Source organism: Halospeciosus flavus, assembly GCF_029814175.1.
Lineage (GTDB): Archaea > Halobacteriota > Halobacteria > Halobacteriales > Halobacteriaceae > Halospeciosus > Halospeciosus flavus.
The window spans coordinates 283,421-300,727 of record NZ_CP122312.1 but is presented as its reverse complement, the minus strand read 5'-3'; the positions used below and the strand labels follow the sequence as shown (position 1 = coordinate 300,727).

Sequence of the window (17,307 nt, the reverse complement as noted above, 5' to 3'; positions counted from 1 at the left end):
AGGCTTGGTGCCCGCTCGGTGGTGGTGCGAGTCGTCCGGCTAGTAAATTCTGGTGCCGTTCGGGACCGCTCGTTCGGGTTGCAGGTGGACAACGTCACCGTCGCCGTCGTCGACGCCGGTGACGAGACACTGGCTCTCGAACCCGGCGATGTTGACCGTGCCGAGGTTGACCACCGCGACGACTTGCCTCCCCACGAGGTCCTCCGGGTCGTAGTTGTCCGTGAGTCCGGCGGCCGACTGGCGGGTCGCCTCGCCGAAGTCGACGGTGAGCTTGTACACGTCTTTCCGAGCCTCGGGGAACGGCTCGGCGTCGACGATCTCGCCGATACGCATCTCGACGTCTTCGAGGAACACACTCGGGTCGATGTCCGGTTCGTCGATACCCATATCACTCACTCAGTCGGGGCCCTTTTCAGCGTACCTCTCTGGATCGGTCCAACATTTAGGCCGCTCGCCGGTCGAAGAGAGGAGAGGAGCAGCGGTGACTTCTTCAGCCGACGGCCTCGCGACTGTGCTCGGCGTCGGTCGACTCACCCGACTCGGCGATAGTGTGCTACCCAATCACTTACCTGTGTGGCGACCCCTAGTACAGACGATGGCTCCTTCAGACGAGTCTGGCCCTCCACAGCCGACTCTCGACCGAGACCGTGCCACGATTCCGTGCGAGGGGTGTCAGTCGATTCTTCACGGCGACGGTCAGCCGGAGCCCTCGTTTCTCCTCTTGGATCAGCTCACAGTCCCACTCCTCAGCTGTGACGACCACCTCGAACAGTTCATCGAGATCTGTGAGTTGACGTCCTCGAACACGGCCGACCTCCTCCAGCACCGGCCCGCCGGCGGAATCCGCTGTCCAGGTTGTCGTCTCGCGCCACAAAATCCGTCGCAACCGATGATTCCGGTTCAGGATGGCGCAATCGCAGTACTCGCCTGTCCGGAGCACCAGACGGAACTCGTCAGCCGGTTCGAGACCGGACTCCAGACGCGACAGGATCTGACCACCGATTTGGGCACGTCGTCGTCCTCGTCGCTGTAGGTGGAGTCAGGGCGACGGTCGAGACTCAGCACGTCCCGTCGCCGAGTACGCGCACCACGAACCCGGCGTCGCGCCAGGCCTCGTCGTCGACGACCGCACGGCTATCGAGAAGTTGGGGTGTCGCCATCCGCTCGGCGAGCGCCGTGGGGTCGAGGTCCTCGTACTCGCTGTGGTCGGTGACGATGGCCAGACAGTCGCTGTCGGCGACGGCCTCGTCGAGCGATTCGGGGTCGACCGTGAACGACTCGACGTGGGGGTCGTGGACGCGGACGTCGTAGCCAGCGTTCTGCGCCCGGCGGACGAACGGGAGCGCGGGCGTCCGACGCGTGTCGGAGACGTCCCCCTTGTAGGCAACGCCGAGGACCGTGAGCGTCGCCGGCGGGGAACCGAGCATGTCCGTCGCCGAGCGGATGGTGTGGCCGACCATCGACTCGTTCACGTCGCGCGCCAGCGAGATGAGGCGGTCGCTGCCCACCCGCTGGGCGAGGAACTGCGGGTCGACCGTGATGCAGTGGCCGCCGACGCCCGGACCGGGCCGGAGGACGTCCACGCGAGGGTGTTCGTTCGCTAGCTCGCGGGCCTCGTGGACGTCGACGCCGAGTTCCTCGGCCATCCGGGCGAACTCGTTGGCGAGCGCGATGTTCACGTCGCGGTGGGTGTTCTCCATCAGTTTCACGAACTCCGCGGCGGCGACGTCGGTCGCGTGGATCTCGCCCTCGACGAAGGTGTAGAGTTCGAGCGCCCGGTCGAGCGACGCCTCGTCGAGGGCGCCGACGACCCGGTGGTTGTCGATCATCTCGACGAGCGTCCGACCGGGGATGGCCCGCTCCGGGCAGTGCGCGTAGGAGAACTCCCCGGCGTCGACGCCGCTCGACTCCAGGATGGGGACGACTAGCCCTTCACCGGTCCCCGGCGGGACGGTCGACTCCAGGACGACCAAATCGTCGGGGCGGAGGACCTCGGCGACGGATTCGGTGGCCGACCGGACCGCACGGAGGTCGGGGACGTCGGTCGCCTCTTCGAGGGGTGTCGGCGTGACGAGGACGTGTGCGTCGGCGGGTTCGGCCTCGGTCGTGACCGCGAAGTCCTCTCGGACCTCGGCGTACAGTTCGTCGATGCCGGGTTCAGAGACCGGGAGGTCGCCCTCGCGGACGTTCGCGACGCGGTCGGGGTCGACGTCGACGCCGACGACCGCGTGGTCCTGGGCGAGGAGGAGGGCCGTCGGAAGCCCGATGTGACCGAGACCGTAGACACAGACCTTCATCGGTCACCTCCGTCCGGTCGCGGGTTCGGTGCCGGCGTCGACGCCGGTTCGCGGTCCTGTCGCGACCGTCGGGAAGCCACGTCGTGTCCCGCCAGCGACCCTCGGTCGCGGCGCTCACCGAGGCGCTCGAACGGCCCGTCGAGCAGGTTCGTGAGCGCCATCAGGTAGGAGCCGACCTCGTAGGACCCCTTGTACATCTGGTCGGGGACGTCGATGCGGCCGTCGACCGTACACTGTCGCATCGGGACGCCGAGACCGCCGAACTCGACGAGGTCGGCGTCGAGTTCGTTGTGCCCGTACACCCACTCCATCGCGCGGCGAACCTCGCGGTCGTAGTCCTTCGTCCCGCCGGCGGCGTAGTACGTCGAGACCGCGTTCACGAAGAACGTCTGGTGACAGGCGTAGAGGAAGTCCCAGTGTGGCGGGCGGAAGCCCACGCGCTTGGCCGCCTCGCGTTTGTACTCCCGGAGGCGCTCGACGTCCTCCCAGACGAACGCACCGTTCTCCTGCATCCGGTGTTCGACGGTGTAGTCGAGGACCTCCTCGGCGCTGGAGAGGTAGCCCGGCCGGTCGGTCACCTCGATGGCCCGACAGAGTCCCCACAGCGAGTACATCTGGTTCTGGTGGCGGCGGGTCGTCCCGTTGTCGAAGGCGAACAGTCCCTCCGCCGAGATGCGGTCGTTGATCTCCCAGAGCGCGTCGTCGAGGTCGTCGCGAATCGCCTCGCGACGGTCGAGGTCCTCGGTCTGCTCGGCGAGCGTCGCCCACCCGTAGGCGAGCAGCGAGTCCTCGGCGTGGTCGAACGCCGTCGGGTCTCGGGAGTGCTCGTAGAGCGTGTAAGCGGTGTCCGCGTAGGCGTCGTCGAAGACGTCGGCGGCGAGCGCGAACGACTCGACGAGCGGGCCGACGCCGTAACTCGGCATCTCCGACTGGACGGTGCCGTCGGCCACCAGCCCACGGAAGTGTTCGAGTGCCGAGCGGAGTTTGGCGTCGTAGTCGGTGACGCCGAGACCGGAGGTCCGCCACTGCATCGCCCCCATGAGGGCGAAGGGCGCGTACCGCCACTCGTTGTGGTGCTCGCGCGACCAGGTGAACGACGGGTCCGAGGTCGCGGACGAGCCGTCGGACTCGACCTCGTACTCCAGCGCGCGGATAATCTTTCCCTCGTCGGGGTCCCAGAAGCCGTTCTCCTCGGCCGGCCGGAACAGACAGTCGAGGGCGTCGTCGAGGTAGCCCTCGTACCCCATCGGCTCCCCGCCCAGCACGAGGTAGGCGGCGTCGTCCCACCGGTCGTGCTCCGTGAGGTAGTCGGTCAGCCGCCACGCCACCTCGACGAAGGGCTTCTGGAGCGGGTCGGGCAGGCAGTTGAGTCCGTAGTGCGTGTAGAAGGGGTACTGGAAGACGAGGTCGTAGTCGGCGAGCCTCCAGTCCGGCGAGAGCAGGGAGAGCGCCTCGTCGGGGTCGAAGTACCGGAACTCGTTGCCGTTGCGCACCGAGTACGGCGAGCGAGGCGTCGGGACGGAGAAGACGAGCAGTCCGTCGTCGGCGACGACGCGTTCGAGTTCGTCGGTCAGCGTCTCGACGTCGAGGAACTTCCAGTCGAAGGGACCGATGGAGACCGCGGCGTCGAACGCGTCGTCGGCGAAGGGGAGTCGCGGGTCGCCGGGTTCGACCCAGTCGTAGCGATCCACCTGGTCACCGAGGATCTCCCGCGCGTACTCGATGGACTTCCCCGAGAAGTCGAGTCGCGTCACCCGTTCGGCGTCGAGACCGGCCGTGACGTTCGCCTCGGAAGCCACGTCGAGCACCGCGTCGCGTTCGCCGAGCTGTTCCCACGCAGTGATGCGCTCGGCGTCCCGGAGGTACTGGACGTTCGGCTCCGCAGGCGGCTGTTTCACCCACCGTTCGAGAACGTTGTTCCGCACGACTACTCGAACGTAGGTTCGGGAGTTAGTTATGGAGCGGATAAGCGCCTCAGCGGTAGCCGAGGTCGCGGAGGCGCTCCTCGACGCCCGCGTCGAGGTCGGTCTCGTCCGCGTCGGCGGTCGCCCGGTCCCGGAACTCGTCGAGGGGGACCTCGAACCGACACGCGGCCGCCGGCGGGCGCTCGGCGTCGCCGGGGACGCGGCGCTGCCAGCAGGGGCGGTCCGAGCTGATCTCGTAGCCGGTCGCGTCGCCGTCGTCGTCCCAGACGACCTTCCGCTCCCCGTCGTAGGCCGCGCGGAGCGCGCGGTCCCAACGGTCGGGTTCCGCCTCGACGAGCGTCTCGTTGCCGGGCGTCGGACCGGCGACCTCCGCGACCACCGGTTCCGCACTCGAGATGGACGGCGACTTCTCGCGGGCGAACGCCCGGACGAGTCGGCGGAGGTCGCAGTGCGAGACCGGGTCGGTCACCGTCGACGGGTAACTCCCGGGCGGGTCGATTACGAGGAAGGGGACGTTCAGGACGCCCTCCGAGAGGCTCGTGACGTGTCCGAGCGCTCCTTCGTCGGCGGGCGTCCCGAGGTTCTCGCCGTGGTCGGCGGTGACGACGACGGTCGTCTCCCGGTCGGTCGCCGCCTGGACGGCGTCGACGAAGTCGACGAGTTTCCGGTCGAGGTACTCGATGGACGCGCCGTAGGTCGAGCGGTAGCGTTCGAGCGCGGTCTCCAGCGCCTCGTCGCCACTCCTGTCGCCGTCTCCCTCTCGACCGTCGCCACCGTCGCCATCTCCATCGTCGGCCCTGCCGGCCGTCGCGACCGCCTGCGGGTCGACCGACGAGCGCCACCCGCGGGGGACGTCGTACAACTGGGAGTCGTAGCCGAGCGTGTCGCGGTGGGGTTCGTGGGCCTCCATGAAGTTACAGAAGCCGACGAACGGCTCCGAGGTGTCGTCGACGAGTCGGGTGAACGCCCGCGAGATGGTGGCGGCACCGTCGTCGAACGGCGTCGGAAGCCCGTCGAGGGGACCCGTCTCGATGGCCTGCCCGGCGGCGAGACACGCCGCGTTGGCGAGACTCCGGCCCGGCCGGTCGTGGGCGAGGGCGGCGCGAGCCACGTCGAGGTAGCGGCCGACGCCCGGTTCGGGGTGGTCGTCGACGAACGAGGAGACGTCGAGACCCCGGTCGAAGCGGTGGTCGCGCGAGACGTCGACGAACCGGTCGAAGAGCGCGTCGAAGCCGAACGCGGAGCCGGCGTACACGTTCGCGCTGACGCCGATGGACGCGTGCTCGGAGAGGTCACCGAACACGGTGTCCGCGACGTCGAGCGCGTCGAGTCCCGGCTCGTACGTGTGGACGCCGTGTTCGTGCGGGAGGTCGCCGGTGACCATCGAGGCGTGACTCGGGACGCTCCAACCGCTCGCGGCGCGACAGCCCGGAGCAGTGACGTCCGCGCGCTCGCGGAGGCGGGGCGCGAACCGGGCGAAGTAGTCCTGGCGGACCGTGTCGAGACAGCAGACGACGACGTTGCGGGTCATGGGGCGGGTGTCGGGTATGGGGACGCGACGGCCCATTAGTATGGACCGCCTTAACACGCCGACACGTGGTCAGGACAAGGAGACCGGGAGTTTCGAGACCGGGAGCGCGTCGAGGAGGCGCTCGCGCATCCCGCCGTGGGCGAGTAGGCCGGTGCCGTAGACGGCGACGGCGAGCGCGACGAGTGCGAACACCCACGGCGTCGTCACGCCGGGGACGTGTGGACGGACGAGCAGGAGGACGCCGCCGACGACGCCCGCGAGGACGACCTGCCAGGCGATGGCGCCCGCGTCGACCGAGAGCGGAATCGTCGACCGGAGGGTGTAGAGTTGGGCGAGGGCGGCGACGGTGGCCGTCGCGAGCGTCGCGGCCGCGGCGCCGATGCCGCCGAACCGTGGGACGAGCGCGAGGTTCAGGACGACGTTCGCACCGACGGTGACGACGTTCGTCCAGAACACCGCCTCGGGGCGGTTCACGCCGAAGAGGACGTTCTGCGAGACGTTCTTCACTGCCTGGGCGAGTTGGCCGACGACGAGGACGAGCAGGATGGTCGCGCCCGTCGTGAAGCCGTAGAGCGCAGAGAGGATCTCCTCGCCGAGGACGGCGACGCCGACGATGGAGGGGACGACGAACAGCAACGAGTAGGTCACGCCGTGGCGGAACGCCTCGGCGACCTTCTCCATCTGTCCGGACTCGTGCCAGTTCGTCACCGAGGGCGCCAGCGCGACGCCGATGACCTGTGCGGCGAGGAGAGTGACGAAACTCAACTTCCACGCCGTCTCGTAGACGCCGACGACCGACTTGCTCGCGAACACCGCGAGGACGAGCGTGTCGGCCCAGTTGTACGCGAGGTCGCTGACCTCCATGCCGGCGGTGTACTTCGAGAAGTCGAACAGGCTCCGGATCGTCTCGAACCGTGGAACGGCGGGCGTCGTGTTCAGCAGGCCGAACGCACTCGCCGAACGGGTGAGACTCGACGCGGCGATGCCGTAGACGAGCGCGACGGCACCGAACCCCGCCAGGAGGAACCCGACGCTCACGACGACGCGGACAAACTGGCCAGCGAGGCTGACCCACGCGGTGACGGAGATCTGTCGCTCGCCGCGGAGTGCCGAGATGAGCATCTGTGCACTGGCGTTGACCGCGAGGACGAAGACGAGCAACGGGACGACCGCGTCGAGACCGACGAACTGCGAGAGTCGGTGGCCGAACAGGACGACGCCGAGCGAGACGACGCCGAACGGCGCGAGCATGAGCACGAACGCACCCGTGAGGAACGCCCCACGCTGGCGTTCGGTCACGGCCTGACTCATCCGCTTGGTGACCGCCCCGGAGACACCGAACTCCGAGGCGATGCCGAGGACGGAGACGAGCGTCTGGAAGGTGAAGAAGACGCCCAGTCCGGCGGGTCCGAGGACCCGCGCGTAGTAGACGAGCGCGAAGAAGCCGACGGCCTGTGTGACGATGCGCGAGACGAACAGTGCGGCGCTCGCGCTGTCGACGTCGTCGGCGTCGGGGTCGTCCGCCGGTCCGAGGTCGACCTCCCCGTCGGCGCTGCGGGCGTCCTCAGCCATCCGACCCTCCGGTCCTCGCGGCGCTCGCGCCGTCACTGTCGACGTCGCAGTCGCTCGGAGTCGACCCGGCCGGCGCCACGCGACGTGCCATCTCGTTGTCCTGGGTTCGGTCCGTGGTTTGTTATAAACGGGGTAACACGGCGAGTCCCGGTCGTCGCGTACCCGCCGCATAACTATCCCCCTCGCGGGGGTGGGTCCGTCACCGACGATGCGTATCTGTATGCTCCTCTGGAAGGAGTTCCCCGCCGACGTCCGCGTCGAGAAGGAGGCACGCGCCCTCCGCGCGGCCGGCCACGACGTCCGGTTGCTTTGTCGAGCGGAACCCGACCGCCCGCGCCGCGAGACGGTCGACGGAATCGACGTCGTCCGCGTCCCACACGACCCCTCGACCCTCTCGCGGTGGCCCAAGACCCTCCAGCACCTCCTGGCGAACGTCCACCCGCGCTGGGCGGCCGCGCTCGACGACGCCGTCGCCGAGTGGGACGCCGACGCCATCCACGTCCACGACCTGCCGATGGTCCTCACGGGCACCCACGTCGGCGACGAACGCGACGTCCCGGTCGTCGCGGACCTCCACGAGAACTACCCCGAGGCCATCCGCCAGTGGCGCCGGATGGACGACCCGCGCGACGTCCTCTCTTCGCCCTCTCGAATCGCCGAGTACACCCTCCGACCCGTCCGCCGCTGGAAGCGCATCGAGCGAGAGGCCGTCCAGGAGGCCGACCACGTGCTCACCGTCGCCGCGGAGGGCCGCGACCACTACCTCGACGACTGCGGCGTCGCAGCCGAGACCGTCAGCGTCGTCGGAAATACGGTCGACCGCGACCGCTACGACCGGCGGAACTACCGCGAGCAGGTGGCCCGCGGAGAGACACCGGATCCGGTCGCCCAGCACGGTCTCGACCCCGACGAGGAGTTCCTGGTCACCTACACCGGGAAGTTCGCGCCCCACCGGGGGCTGGAGGCGGTCGTAGACGGCTTCCCCGACCTCCTCGACGACGTCCCCGAGGCCCGACTCGTGCTCGTCGGGAAGGCCGGCACCGACCAGTACGGCGAGGCGTTCCGCGAGCGCGTCCGCGAACGGGGCATCGAGGACCGCGTGACGTTCACCGGGTGGGTCGATTTCGAGGCCGTCCCCGCGTTCGTCGCCGCCAGCGATGTCTGTCTCGTCCCGCACGCCGACACGCCCCACACCGCGACGACGCTCCCACACAAACTCTTCCAGTACATGTGGATGGGCAAGCCAGTGCTCGCCTCCGACGTGCCCCCGCTCGAACGAATCGTCGGCGACGCCGACGCCGGGCCGGTGATTCCCGCGGGCGACGCCGACGCCGCGGCCGACGCGCTGGTCGAACTCGGGACGGACCCCGAGGAAGCGGCCCGACAGGGTGAAAACGGCCGGGCGGCAGTCGAGGCACAGTACCACTGGGGCCGCGACGCCGAGCGCTTGCGGGCCATCTACCGGGAACTCGGCGAGTAGGCCGTCGAACCAGACCTGTTCACTCCCGAACGTATTTGTCACACTCGCTACGAATGTAGGTATGAGACCCGGACAGAAGGCCGCGATTGGCGTCGCCGTGCTCGGAGCGATTCTCTTCGTCTGGTCGTTCCTCACGTCGACGGGCACGGCGACCGGCGGCGGCGACCCCGCGTTCGGCCGAGCGCTGCTGTACCTCGCACGCTGGGGCGGCGCCGGACTCTCCGGCGTCGGACTCCTGGGCCTCGGAGTGGAGTACGGATACCACCGGTATCGGACGACCGAGTCGGTCACGTAGATCGGGCTAGTGAACGTTACTCACTCCACTAACTGTTAGGCGTAGTGGCTGTAGAGTGGCCACCACGGACACGATTTTGGAAGAGTCGCACTCGCGATGGGGATCGTCTAGACCGGACGTTTGACGAGGGAGAATCGTTCATCCGCTACATCTTTTGACCTGCTTCCGGAATACGTCGGTAGATGTCGACACTCGTTCTAGAGACACTGATAGACGCCCCCGTCGAACGGGTGTTCGACCTGGCGCGTAACGTGGAACGACACACCGAGACGATGGGTCACTCTGAACGAGCGATAGCCGGAACGACGAGCGGCCACCTCGAGGAAGGCGACGTCGTGACGTGGCGAGCAACCCATTTCGGGATCCCGCTGGAACTCACCGTCGAGATCACCGAGGTGGACGCCCCAGAGTACTTTCGAGACGAGCAGGTCGACGGCCCGTTCGCAGAGATGGTCCACGAGCACTATTTCGAGCGAATTTCCGCTAATCGAACTCGCATGACCGACGAGTTCCAGTTTTCGTCACCAGTCGGGATACTCGGAACAGTCGTGGACACGCTCGTTCTGCGAAGGTATCTGCGAGCCCTCCTCGAAGGACGGAATCGGGAACTCGAATCCATCGCCGAACGACAGACAGACTGACGACACGGAGACCGACCAGTTCTCCCATCGAGAACTTCAGTTGAGCAGTTGTACAATCGTTCAACTGTCTCGGCGTCGCGCTTACTCGACGCATAACGAAGTCCGATTCGGCCGGTTTCTTCCCCATGTCCGACCAGATACCTGTCGCGCGCCCGACCGTCGACGACGAGATGGTCGAGCGGGCGGCGGCGGCCCTCCGGAGCGGCCGGCACGTGAAGGGGCCGCGCGTCGAGGGGTTCGAGTCCGAGTTCGCCGACTTCTGCGGGGTCGAGCACGCCGTCGCCGTCAGCAGCGGGACGTCCGCGCTCTTCCTCGCGCTCCGGGCGGCGGGTGTCGGCGAGGGCGACGCGGTGGCCGTCCCCGGCCACACCTTCTTCGCGAGCGTCAGCCCGGTCCTCAGCCTCGGGGCCGAGCCAGTGTTCGTCGACGTCGACCCCGAGACGTACACGATGGACCCCGACGCGCTCGCCGCGGCCGCCGAAACCGCGAGCGACGACCTGGCCGCCGTCCTCCCGGTCCACCTCTACGGCCAGCCAGCCGAGGTGGGGCGAATCCGCGACGTGGCCGACGAACACGGCGCGGCCGTCGTCGAGGACGCCTGTCAGGCCCACGGCGCCGCCATCGACGGCGAACGCGCGGGGAGTCTCGGCGACGTCGGCTGTTTCAGTTTCTACCCGACGAAGAACATGACCGTCGCGGGCGACGGCGGGATGCTCGTCACCGACGACGCCGACCTCGCCGCGACGGCCCGTCACCTCCGCAACCACGGCCGTGACGACTCCGGCGACCACGTCGCGCTCGGCCTGAACCACCGCATGGACGAACCGCGGGCCGCGGTCGGTCGCGAGCAACTCGACCGCCTCCCCGCGTGGAACGACCGCCGTCAGGAGATCGCCGCAATCTACCGCGAGCGCCTCGGCGACGTCGACGGCGTCACGCTCCCCGACGAGCGCGAGGGAGTAGAGCACGTCTACCACCTCTTCGTCGTCCAGGTCGACGACCGCGAGGCGCTCCGCGAGTCGCTGGCGGAGCGCGGCGTCGACACGGCCGTCCACTACGAGACGCCGGCCCACCGCCACGAGTCGGTTCGGAGCCACGTCGACGCGGTTCCGACGCTCCCCGAGACCGAGGCGCTCGTCGACCGAATCGTCTCGCTCCCGATGTTCCCGGGACTCGACGACGAGGACGTCGAACGGGTGTGTGCGGCGATTCGCGACCACTACGCGGAGCCGTCCGCCGAGGTGCGCCGATGAAGTACGCCGTCGTCGGGACGGGCTACTGGGGCGAGAACCACGTCCGCGTCGCGACCGAACTCAGGGACGAGGGACACGTCGACGAGGTGGTCGTCTGCGACGTCGACGAACAGCGGGCGGCCGACGCCGCGGGCACCTTCGACCTCGACTACGTGACCGACACGAGCGACCTCGCGGACCTCGGCGTCGATGCGGCGACCGTCGCCACACCCTCGCCGACCCACGAGTCCGTCGCGACCGACCTCCTCGAAGACGGCGTCGACCTGCTGGTCGAGAAACCGCTCGCGCTCGACGGCGAGACGGCCTGGAACATCGTCGACGCGGCCGACCGCCACGACCGGACGCTCGGCGTCGGGCACATCTTCCGCTTCCACCCCGCCCTCCGGGAGTTGAAGCGGCGCGTCGAACGCGGCGACCTGGGCGACCTCCGCTACCTCACGTCGAACCGCTTCGCCTTCCGGACCCCGCGGAAGACCGCCGGCGCCCTCCACTCGCTGGCGGTCCACGACGTCGACATCTATCGGTACTTGCTCGGCGAGGACCCCGACACCGTGACCGCCCGCTGTGACTCGTTCGTCCGCGACGATGTCGACGAGACCGCCACGCTCCTCCTCGGGTACGGCGACGTGACCGGCCACGTCAGCGTCTCCTGGCACGTCCCGGTGTTCGGGAAGGAACGCCACCTCGTCGCCGTCGGCTCGGAGCGGACCGCCTACATCGACTACCTCGAAGACACGAAACTGGAGGTGTACGACTCGCGTTTCTTCGAGGAGGGCGGGACGCTCAGACGGCGCGACGAGGGCAAACAAGTCCACGAGGCACCCCAGCGCGAACCGCTCAAGGCCGAGGTCGAGGAGTTCGTCGCCGCGTCGGAGGGGCGGGCGACCTTCAGCGCACCCGGCGAGGTCGGGGCCCGCGCCGTCGACCTGCTCGACGCGGCGACGGCCTCCGACGAGCAGGGAAGAGAAGTCGAGTTGTAGGCGTTCGCGAATCGACCGCCGTGGTACCTCGACGCTCGCCAACTACTTCCGTGTAGTTGGCTTACGTATGTTTGTAATGGCAAGCGGAAACGTTGATTTCTTCAACGACACTGGCGGTTACGGTTTCATCTCGACTGAGGACGCGGACGACGACGTGTTCTTCCACATGGAAGACGTTGGCGGCGCAGACCTCGAAGAAGGACAGGCCCTCGAATTCGACATCGAGGACTCCCCCAAAGGCCCGCGCGCGACGAACGTCGTTCGCGTCTAAGTCGGCCTCTCCCGTCGCCTCACGGCGACACCCACGATTTCGTTTTTACTGAATCCTGACACTCGACGCCGAGCGACTGCGCCCGTATGCTCGTGCGCTCGTCAGACACTCACTCGTCGTCGTAGCGGCCGCTCGTCAGGTGCACCTTCCGGCCGCCGACGCGGGTGTAGGCCGGTTCGTGCGGTGGGAAGTCGAGCGCCCGGATCTTGTCGTACACCTCGTCTTCGACCCGCTCGTCGGCGAGACGCTCGGGAGGAATCTCTTTCTCGCCGTCGAGGCTGTCCTTGCTGTAGAAGTAACGCGGGCCGTCGAACTCGGACTGGGGCGTTCGGTGAGCGTCCACCTCGCGGTTCACGAGGAGCGGGAGAGCCTCTTCGAACAACTCGATGGACGCCTCGGTCGTCCGCTCGTACAGGGAGCGGGAGGTGTCCTCCTCGGTGATGGGGACGAAGTTGCGGTCGACGACGTCGCCGGCGTCGACGTCCTCCGCCATGACGTGCAAGGTCGTCCCGTACCACCAGTAGTCGTCCTCGCGGGCGTTCACGATGGCGTGGCTGAAGACGTTGCTCCCGCGGTATCGGGGGAGTTCGGCCTGGTGGAGGTTGAGCGGGAGTTCCTCGGGGTGCTCCAGAAATTCGGGTCCGAGGACGTTCGTGTGGTAGACGCTGAGGAGGTAGTCGACCTCGTGGTCGAGGACCTCCCGCTCGCGGTCGAGGGGGAGGACCGGGCAGTCGAGGTCGAGTTCGCGGGCGCGCTCGCGGACCGAGGCGTCCCACCAGGTGTCGGCGTCGGCGGCGTAGGTGACGACCACCTCGACCGAGACCTCGTCGTGGTCGACGAGCCGGTCGAGGCAGGCGACGCCGAGGTCGTGGCTCCCGAGGAAGGCGACGCGGATCATGGTCGAGAAGAGCGGCCATCGGGATGTTGTTATGCGGTCGCTACCGGTCGACAGCGCGGCTCAGGTGGGCGACAGCCCCGAGACGCCGTCGACGCGACCGCGCCGTTCGGCGACCGAGACGAGGACGTCGGTGAGGTTCACGAGGTCGGCGACGTAGTCGTCGCGACGGCGACGCCAGCGCTCCCCGGTCTCGGGGTCGTCGAGGAGCGAAGTGGCCGTCTCGACGGCCGCCTCGGGGTCGGCGACGTTGCGAACGAGGTCAGCCGACTCCAGTTCTCGGAAGTTGCCCATGTCGTCCTCACCGACGAAGGAGTTCGAGCGGACGGCCGGCGTGCCGAGGAGCGCGGCCTCGGTGACGACCGTCTGCGTGTCGGCGACGAGGAGTTCGGCCTCCGCGAGCGCGTCGTGGAGCCGGGCGGGCGCGACGTCGAACTCACGGGCCGGGAGTCCGTCGAGGTCCAGTTTGTCGCCCTCGTCGGAGACGAGCACGGTCGCGCGCTCGTCGAGACGCGCCAGGAGGTCGCGCCGCCGCGCGGGCGGGATGCCCGACTCGCCGACGTCGTGGTGGGCGCCGAAGCCGTTGAACCGGACGACGACGAACTCCTCTCCGGCGTCGAGACCGAGGTCCTCGCGGACCGACGGGTCCGGGTCGAAGACGTCGGGATGGAGGTAGGCGCACTCCTTGAACCCGCGGAACTCGAAGTGGTTGGCCCCGAGGTCCTTCTCGAAGGCCTGGGGCGAGAGCATCGCCCGCGCGAGGCGCTTCGACACCGCGTGGTCGTAGGGGTCGGGTTCGGAGTCGACGACGACGACCGACGGCGTCCCCGTGAGCGCGCCCGTCACGGTGGCGAAGACCCCCATGCCGAAGACGAGGTCCGGGTCGAACGCGTGGATCTCGCGGAGCATCCGGACGCCGTGCTGGGGGAGTTCGCGCGCGAGCGAGAGTTGTGAGTGCGACACCTCGCCGTAGAGTCGGTAGGGGAGTTCGTGGTACTCGAGGAGGTCGACCGTACAACCGTAGTCCCGTCCGAGGACGAGCACCTCGTGGCCCGCCGCCTCCAGACGCTCGACGACGTTCCTGTACAGGTGGGCCTGCGCCGGCGTGTTCGTGAAGAACGCGACCCGCATCGAGTGGACGGAGGGGTGGACCCCCCATTGTAAGCCGTCGCCTACCGCGGGTAGCGTGCGCCTACACCCGCTCGCGCCACCACGCGACGGCCTCGTCGACGTGCTCGTCGAGCGGCGCCGGGTCGTAGCCGAGGTCCCGCCGCGCCTTCGACGAGTCGTAGAACAGCGTCTCGGTGGCGAGGCGTGCCATCCGCGTGTTGACCGGGAAGAAGCGCGTCCCGAGGGCGGCGTTGACGGCGCCGACCGCGGGACCTGCCGCCCGGACGACCGACGCCGGCACGCGAACCGATGGCGGGTCGTCCGCGGGACCGGCCGCGTCCGCGAACACCTCCAGTGCCTCGCCGTAGGTGAGATTCTCCCCGCCGAGGAGGTAGTGCTCGCCGCGGCGGCCCCCGCGCATCGCGGCGGCGATTCCCCCGACCGCGTCGTCGACACCGACGAAACTCGCGCCGCCGGGCAGGTACACGGGAATCCGGCCGGTGACGAGTCGACAGAGCCGCCCGGTGAAGTACTCGTCGCCGGGACCGACCACCGACGTCGGGTGGACCGTCACCGCGTCGCCGCCGTCGGAGACGTAGTCCGCGACGAGCCGTTCGGCGTCGAGTTTGGACGTTTGGTACGCCCCAACCGGTTTTGCGAGGTCGGACTCCGTCGCGGGTCGCCGTCCCGGGGCGCGACGCGTCCCGGCGGTACTGGCGAACACGACGCGTTCGGTCTCGTGCTCGCGACAGGCGTCGAGGAGGACACGCGTCCCATCGCGGTTCACGGACTCGACGGTCTGCGGGTCGGCGTCGGCCAGTCCCACGCCCGCGAGGTGGAAGACGGCGTCGTGGGCCGCGACCGCCGCGTCCACGGCGTCGGCGTCGCGGACGTCGCCGACGTGCCACGCCGAGACTGCGTCGTCGAGGTCGGCCGGCGGACGCTCCCGCCTGCTGAGGACGCCGACCCGACAACCATCGGCGTCGAGACGGCGGCAGAGCCGCCGACCGAGGAATCCCGTGCCGCCGGTGACGAGGACGTCCTCGGCTCTCACGCGTCGTCACCACCGTTCCCGTCACTGTCCGCCGCCGACCGCTGGAACTGCGGCGGGACGGCGTCGCCGACGATTCGAGCGTACAGCCGATAGCCCGCGGCGAGCAAGTCGTTCGGTTCCGCCGCTTCGGGCACGCCGTCCGCGACGTCCCGTCGGAGTGACGCCAGGGCGGCACCGTGCACCGCGGGGTCGACCGAACTGGCGGTCGACGCCGACTCGGGCGACGAGACCCCGAGCAGGTCGGCGGCGACGGCGTCGAGCGCGCCGGCGTCGGCGCTCGCGAGGAGGCCGCGCGACTCCCGCGGCGTCGTTCCAGGCGTGTAGGTCGCGTCGAGGAACGAGACGGCCGGTGAGACGAGCGATTTCGCAGTACTCGCGGGGAGAGCGGGACCACCTGCGGCAACTGCGCTCGTACATAGTGCACCGACGCCCGCGGGGTGCTCGCCCGCCCCGGCCTCGTCGCGGCGGAGGGTCGGGAGCGCGACGACCGCGTCCTCGACGAGTGGTTCGGGGACCTGGACGGCCTCGCGTGTCACGCACTCGGCGTCGGCGAGGGCGACGACGTCGACGTCCCGGTCGCGGGCGACGGCGTCGACACCGAGGTACCGGGCCGCGTCGGCGTCGGTGACACCGACTCGAACGCTGTGGCCCGCGTCAAACAGTCGACCGAGAAGGACGTCGAGCACGGCCGGGTTCGTGACGACTCCGGTGCTCGGGTGGTACGGGTGGTGGACGTCGGGGACGACGAGAACGCGCTCCACAGCATCGGAGTCGCCGGCGAGGTCGGTATCGAGCGCGTCGACGAGCGCGTCGGTCGCCGACGCGAGCGACTCCGTCTCCAGATCCGGGACGCGCCGGACGTGCACGGCCGGACTCATCGTCGTTCGCCCTGGAGTGGCGTCGGTTCGGTCTCGTCGTCCTCGCTCGCCGGCGGAAACGCACCGGCCACCTCGTAGGCCTCCTCGACGAGTTCGACCGCGCGGAGGCCGTCGCGACCCGAGACCGGCGGGCGCTCGCCGACGCGGACGGCCCGGACGAACGCGCGCAGCGCCTCGAAGTGCGCCCGGTAGAAGTAGGTCGGAGCGAACGTCCGTGGGGTGTCGCCGGTGAGCCGTCGGACCACGTTCTCGACCGCCGTCTTCGCGGCGTGGCCGAGTTGGCTCTCCGGCGCGTGGTCGGCCCGCCGACCCGTGCCGGCGACGCCATCGAGGTGGAAGCCGAAGTTCACGTCGTCGGGTTCCTCGCGCTGGAAGAACCCGCAGTTGACGGTCGCGGTCGTCCCCGAGTCGGTGCCGACGACGACGGTCGCGCTGTCCTCGTAGGGCAGGTCGAGTTGACGGTCGAGCGTCGCGTGTTCGACCTCCAGGTCGCCGAAGAACCAGCGGAGCGCGTCGAAGAGGTGGATACCGAGGTCGGCGAGCGCGCCGCCGCCGGTCGCCTCCGGGTCGAGGTGCCAGTCGGCCGGTCGCTCGCCGTTCGGCGGCGAACCGAAGGGACCGTCGTTGATCCGCGTGGCCCGACAGAGCGGGACGTGGCCGAACTCGCCGTCGTCGTACCGGCGCTTGAGGGCCTGCATCGCGGGCATGTACCGGAGAGTGTGGTCGGCGCCGACGGCCATCCCCTCGCGGTCGGCCGCGTCGAGGATGGTCCGCGCCTCCTCGGCGCTCCGGGCGAGGGGTTTCTCGACGAAGACGTGACAGCCGTGTTCGGCCGCCGCGACTGCGGCGTCGGCGTGTAAGAAGGGCGGGAGCGCGACGACGGCGACGTCCACGTCCACGTCCGCGAGGAGGGTCTCGTAGTCGGCGTACGTCGCACAACGACAGCGCTCGCGGGCGCGTTCGCGGTTCGCCGGCACCTGGTCGGCCACCGCGCGGACGGTCGTCTCGTCCATCGCCCGCGCGGACTCGAGGTGGACCGAGCCGATGTGACCCACCCCGAAGATGGCGACGGCTGTCGATTCGGACATGGGAGCGGATTCCGGCGAACGGGCCTTAGTTACGGGC

Annotated in this window: 17 protein-coding genes; 7 read left to right on the top strand and 10 right to left on the bottom strand. The window is 69.1% G+C overall.

Translation table 11 applies throughout. The features are described from left to right. Window positions 1-39: 39 nt before the first annotated feature. Complete coding sequence (locus P0Y33_RS01460; RefSeq protein ID WP_279528805.1) at window positions 40-387, bottom strand: tRNA-binding protein; 348 nt, start codon at window positions 385-387, stop codon at window positions 40-42. A 334-nt stretch (window positions 388-721) separates the two neighbouring features. On the opposite strand from P0Y33_RS01460, the gene P0Y33_RS01455 reads away from it, so the two are divergent. Further along, entirely contained in the window at window positions 722-1,033 is a 312-nt protein-coding gene (locus P0Y33_RS01455) for a hypothetical protein (protein WP_279528804.1), read from the top strand. Between the two features lie 25 nt (window positions 1,034-1,058). Here the strand turns inward: P0Y33_RS01455 and P0Y33_RS01450 are convergent, their stop codons facing one another. The 4 genes from P0Y33_RS01450 to P0Y33_RS01435 form a co-directional block, all read right to left on the bottom strand. Continuing rightward, window positions 1,059-2,297: a nucleotide sugar dehydrogenase gene (locus P0Y33_RS01450; protein ID WP_279528803.1), complete on the bottom strand. Its 1,239-nt coding sequence runs from the start codon at window positions 2,295-2,297 to the stop codon at window positions 1,059-1,061. Continuing rightward, a complete protein-coding gene (locus P0Y33_RS01445; RefSeq protein ID WP_279528802.1) occupies window positions 2,294-4,222 on the bottom strand; it encodes a class I SAM-dependent methyltransferase in 1,929 nt (642 codons plus the stop codon). The genes P0Y33_RS01450 and P0Y33_RS01445 overlap by 4 nt, the downstream gene beginning before the upstream one ends. A gap of 49 nt (window positions 4,223-4,271) precedes the next feature. After that, complete coding sequence (locus P0Y33_RS01440; protein ID WP_279528801.1) at window positions 4,272-5,753, bottom strand: sulfatase-like hydrolase/transferase; 1,482 nt, start codon at window positions 5,751-5,753, stop codon at window positions 4,272-4,274. 69 nt (window positions 5,754-5,822) lie between these two features. Continuing rightward, complete coding sequence (locus P0Y33_RS01435; protein WP_279528800.1) at window positions 5,823-7,325, bottom strand: oligosaccharide flippase family protein; 1,503 nt, start codon at window positions 7,323-7,325, stop codon at window positions 5,823-5,825. 208 nt (window positions 7,326-7,533) lie between these two features. On the opposite strand from P0Y33_RS01435, the gene P0Y33_RS01430 reads away from it, so the two are divergent. From P0Y33_RS01430 to P0Y33_RS01405, 6 genes are all read left to right on the top strand, one after another. Continuing rightward, window positions 7,534-8,805, top strand: a complete 1,272-nt coding sequence (locus P0Y33_RS01430; RefSeq protein ID WP_279528799.1) for a glycosyltransferase family 4 protein — start codon at window positions 7,534-7,536, stop codon at window positions 8,803-8,805. Between the two features lie 61 nt (window positions 8,806-8,866). Next, complete coding sequence (locus P0Y33_RS01425; protein ID WP_279528798.1) at window positions 8,867-9,100, top strand: hypothetical protein; 234 nt, start codon at window positions 8,867-8,869, stop codon at window positions 9,098-9,100. Window positions 9,101-9,282: 182 nt separating this feature from the next. Next, a complete protein-coding gene (locus tag P0Y33_RS01420) occupies window positions 9,283-9,741 on the top strand; it encodes an SRPBCC family protein (RefSeq protein ID WP_279528797.1) in 459 nt (152 codons plus the stop codon). Window positions 9,742-9,866: 125 nt separating this feature from the next. Continuing rightward, a complete protein-coding gene (locus P0Y33_RS01415) occupies window positions 9,867-10,994 on the top strand; it encodes a DegT/DnrJ/EryC1/StrS family aminotransferase (protein WP_279528796.1) in 1,128 nt (375 codons plus the stop codon). Continuing rightward, the gene (locus P0Y33_RS01410; RefSeq protein WP_279528795.1) at window positions 10,991-11,974 is read left to right on the top strand and encodes a Gfo/Idh/MocA family protein; all 984 of its coding nucleotides are present in this window, start codon (window positions 10,991-10,993) and stop codon (window positions 11,972-11,974) included. The genes P0Y33_RS01415 and P0Y33_RS01410 overlap by 4 nt, the downstream gene beginning before the upstream one ends. 76 nt (window positions 11,975-12,050) lie before the next feature. Then, on the top strand, window positions 12,051-12,245 hold the full coding sequence (locus P0Y33_RS01405; RefSeq protein WP_279528794.1) for a cold-shock protein: 195 nt from the start codon (window positions 12,051-12,053) through the stop codon (window positions 12,243-12,245). A gap of 109 nt (window positions 12,246-12,354) precedes the next feature. Here the strand turns inward: P0Y33_RS01405 and P0Y33_RS01400 are convergent, their stop codons facing one another. From P0Y33_RS01400 to P0Y33_RS01380, 5 genes are all read right to left on the bottom strand, one after another. Beyond that, window positions 12,355-13,143: a methionyl-tRNA formyltransferase gene (locus tag P0Y33_RS01400; RefSeq protein WP_279528793.1), complete on the bottom strand. Its 789-nt coding sequence runs from the start codon at window positions 13,141-13,143 to the stop codon at window positions 12,355-12,357. A gap of 60 nt (window positions 13,144-13,203) precedes the next feature. Next, entirely contained in the window at window positions 13,204-14,271 is a 1,068-nt protein-coding gene (locus tag P0Y33_RS01395) for a hypothetical protein (protein WP_279528792.1), read from the bottom strand. Window positions 14,272-14,332: 61 nt separating this feature from the next. After that, window positions 14,333-15,304, bottom strand: coding sequence for an NAD-dependent epimerase/dehydratase family protein (locus P0Y33_RS01390; protein WP_279528791.1), 972 nt, complete (start codon window positions 15,302-15,304; stop codon window positions 14,333-14,335). Further along, the gene (locus P0Y33_RS01385; RefSeq protein ID WP_279528790.1) at window positions 15,301-16,182 is read right to left on the bottom strand and encodes a hypothetical protein; all 882 of its coding nucleotides are present in this window, start codon (window positions 16,180-16,182) and stop codon (window positions 15,301-15,303) included. Before P0Y33_RS01385 ends, P0Y33_RS01390 begins: the two co-directional genes overlap by 4 nt. Further along, complete coding sequence (locus P0Y33_RS01380; RefSeq protein ID WP_279528789.1) at window positions 16,179-17,270, bottom strand: Gfo/Idh/MocA family protein; 1,092 nt, start codon at window positions 17,268-17,270, stop codon at window positions 16,179-16,181. The genes P0Y33_RS01385 and P0Y33_RS01380 overlap by 4 nt, the downstream gene beginning before the upstream one ends. Window positions 17,271-17,307: the final 37 nt, after the last annotated feature.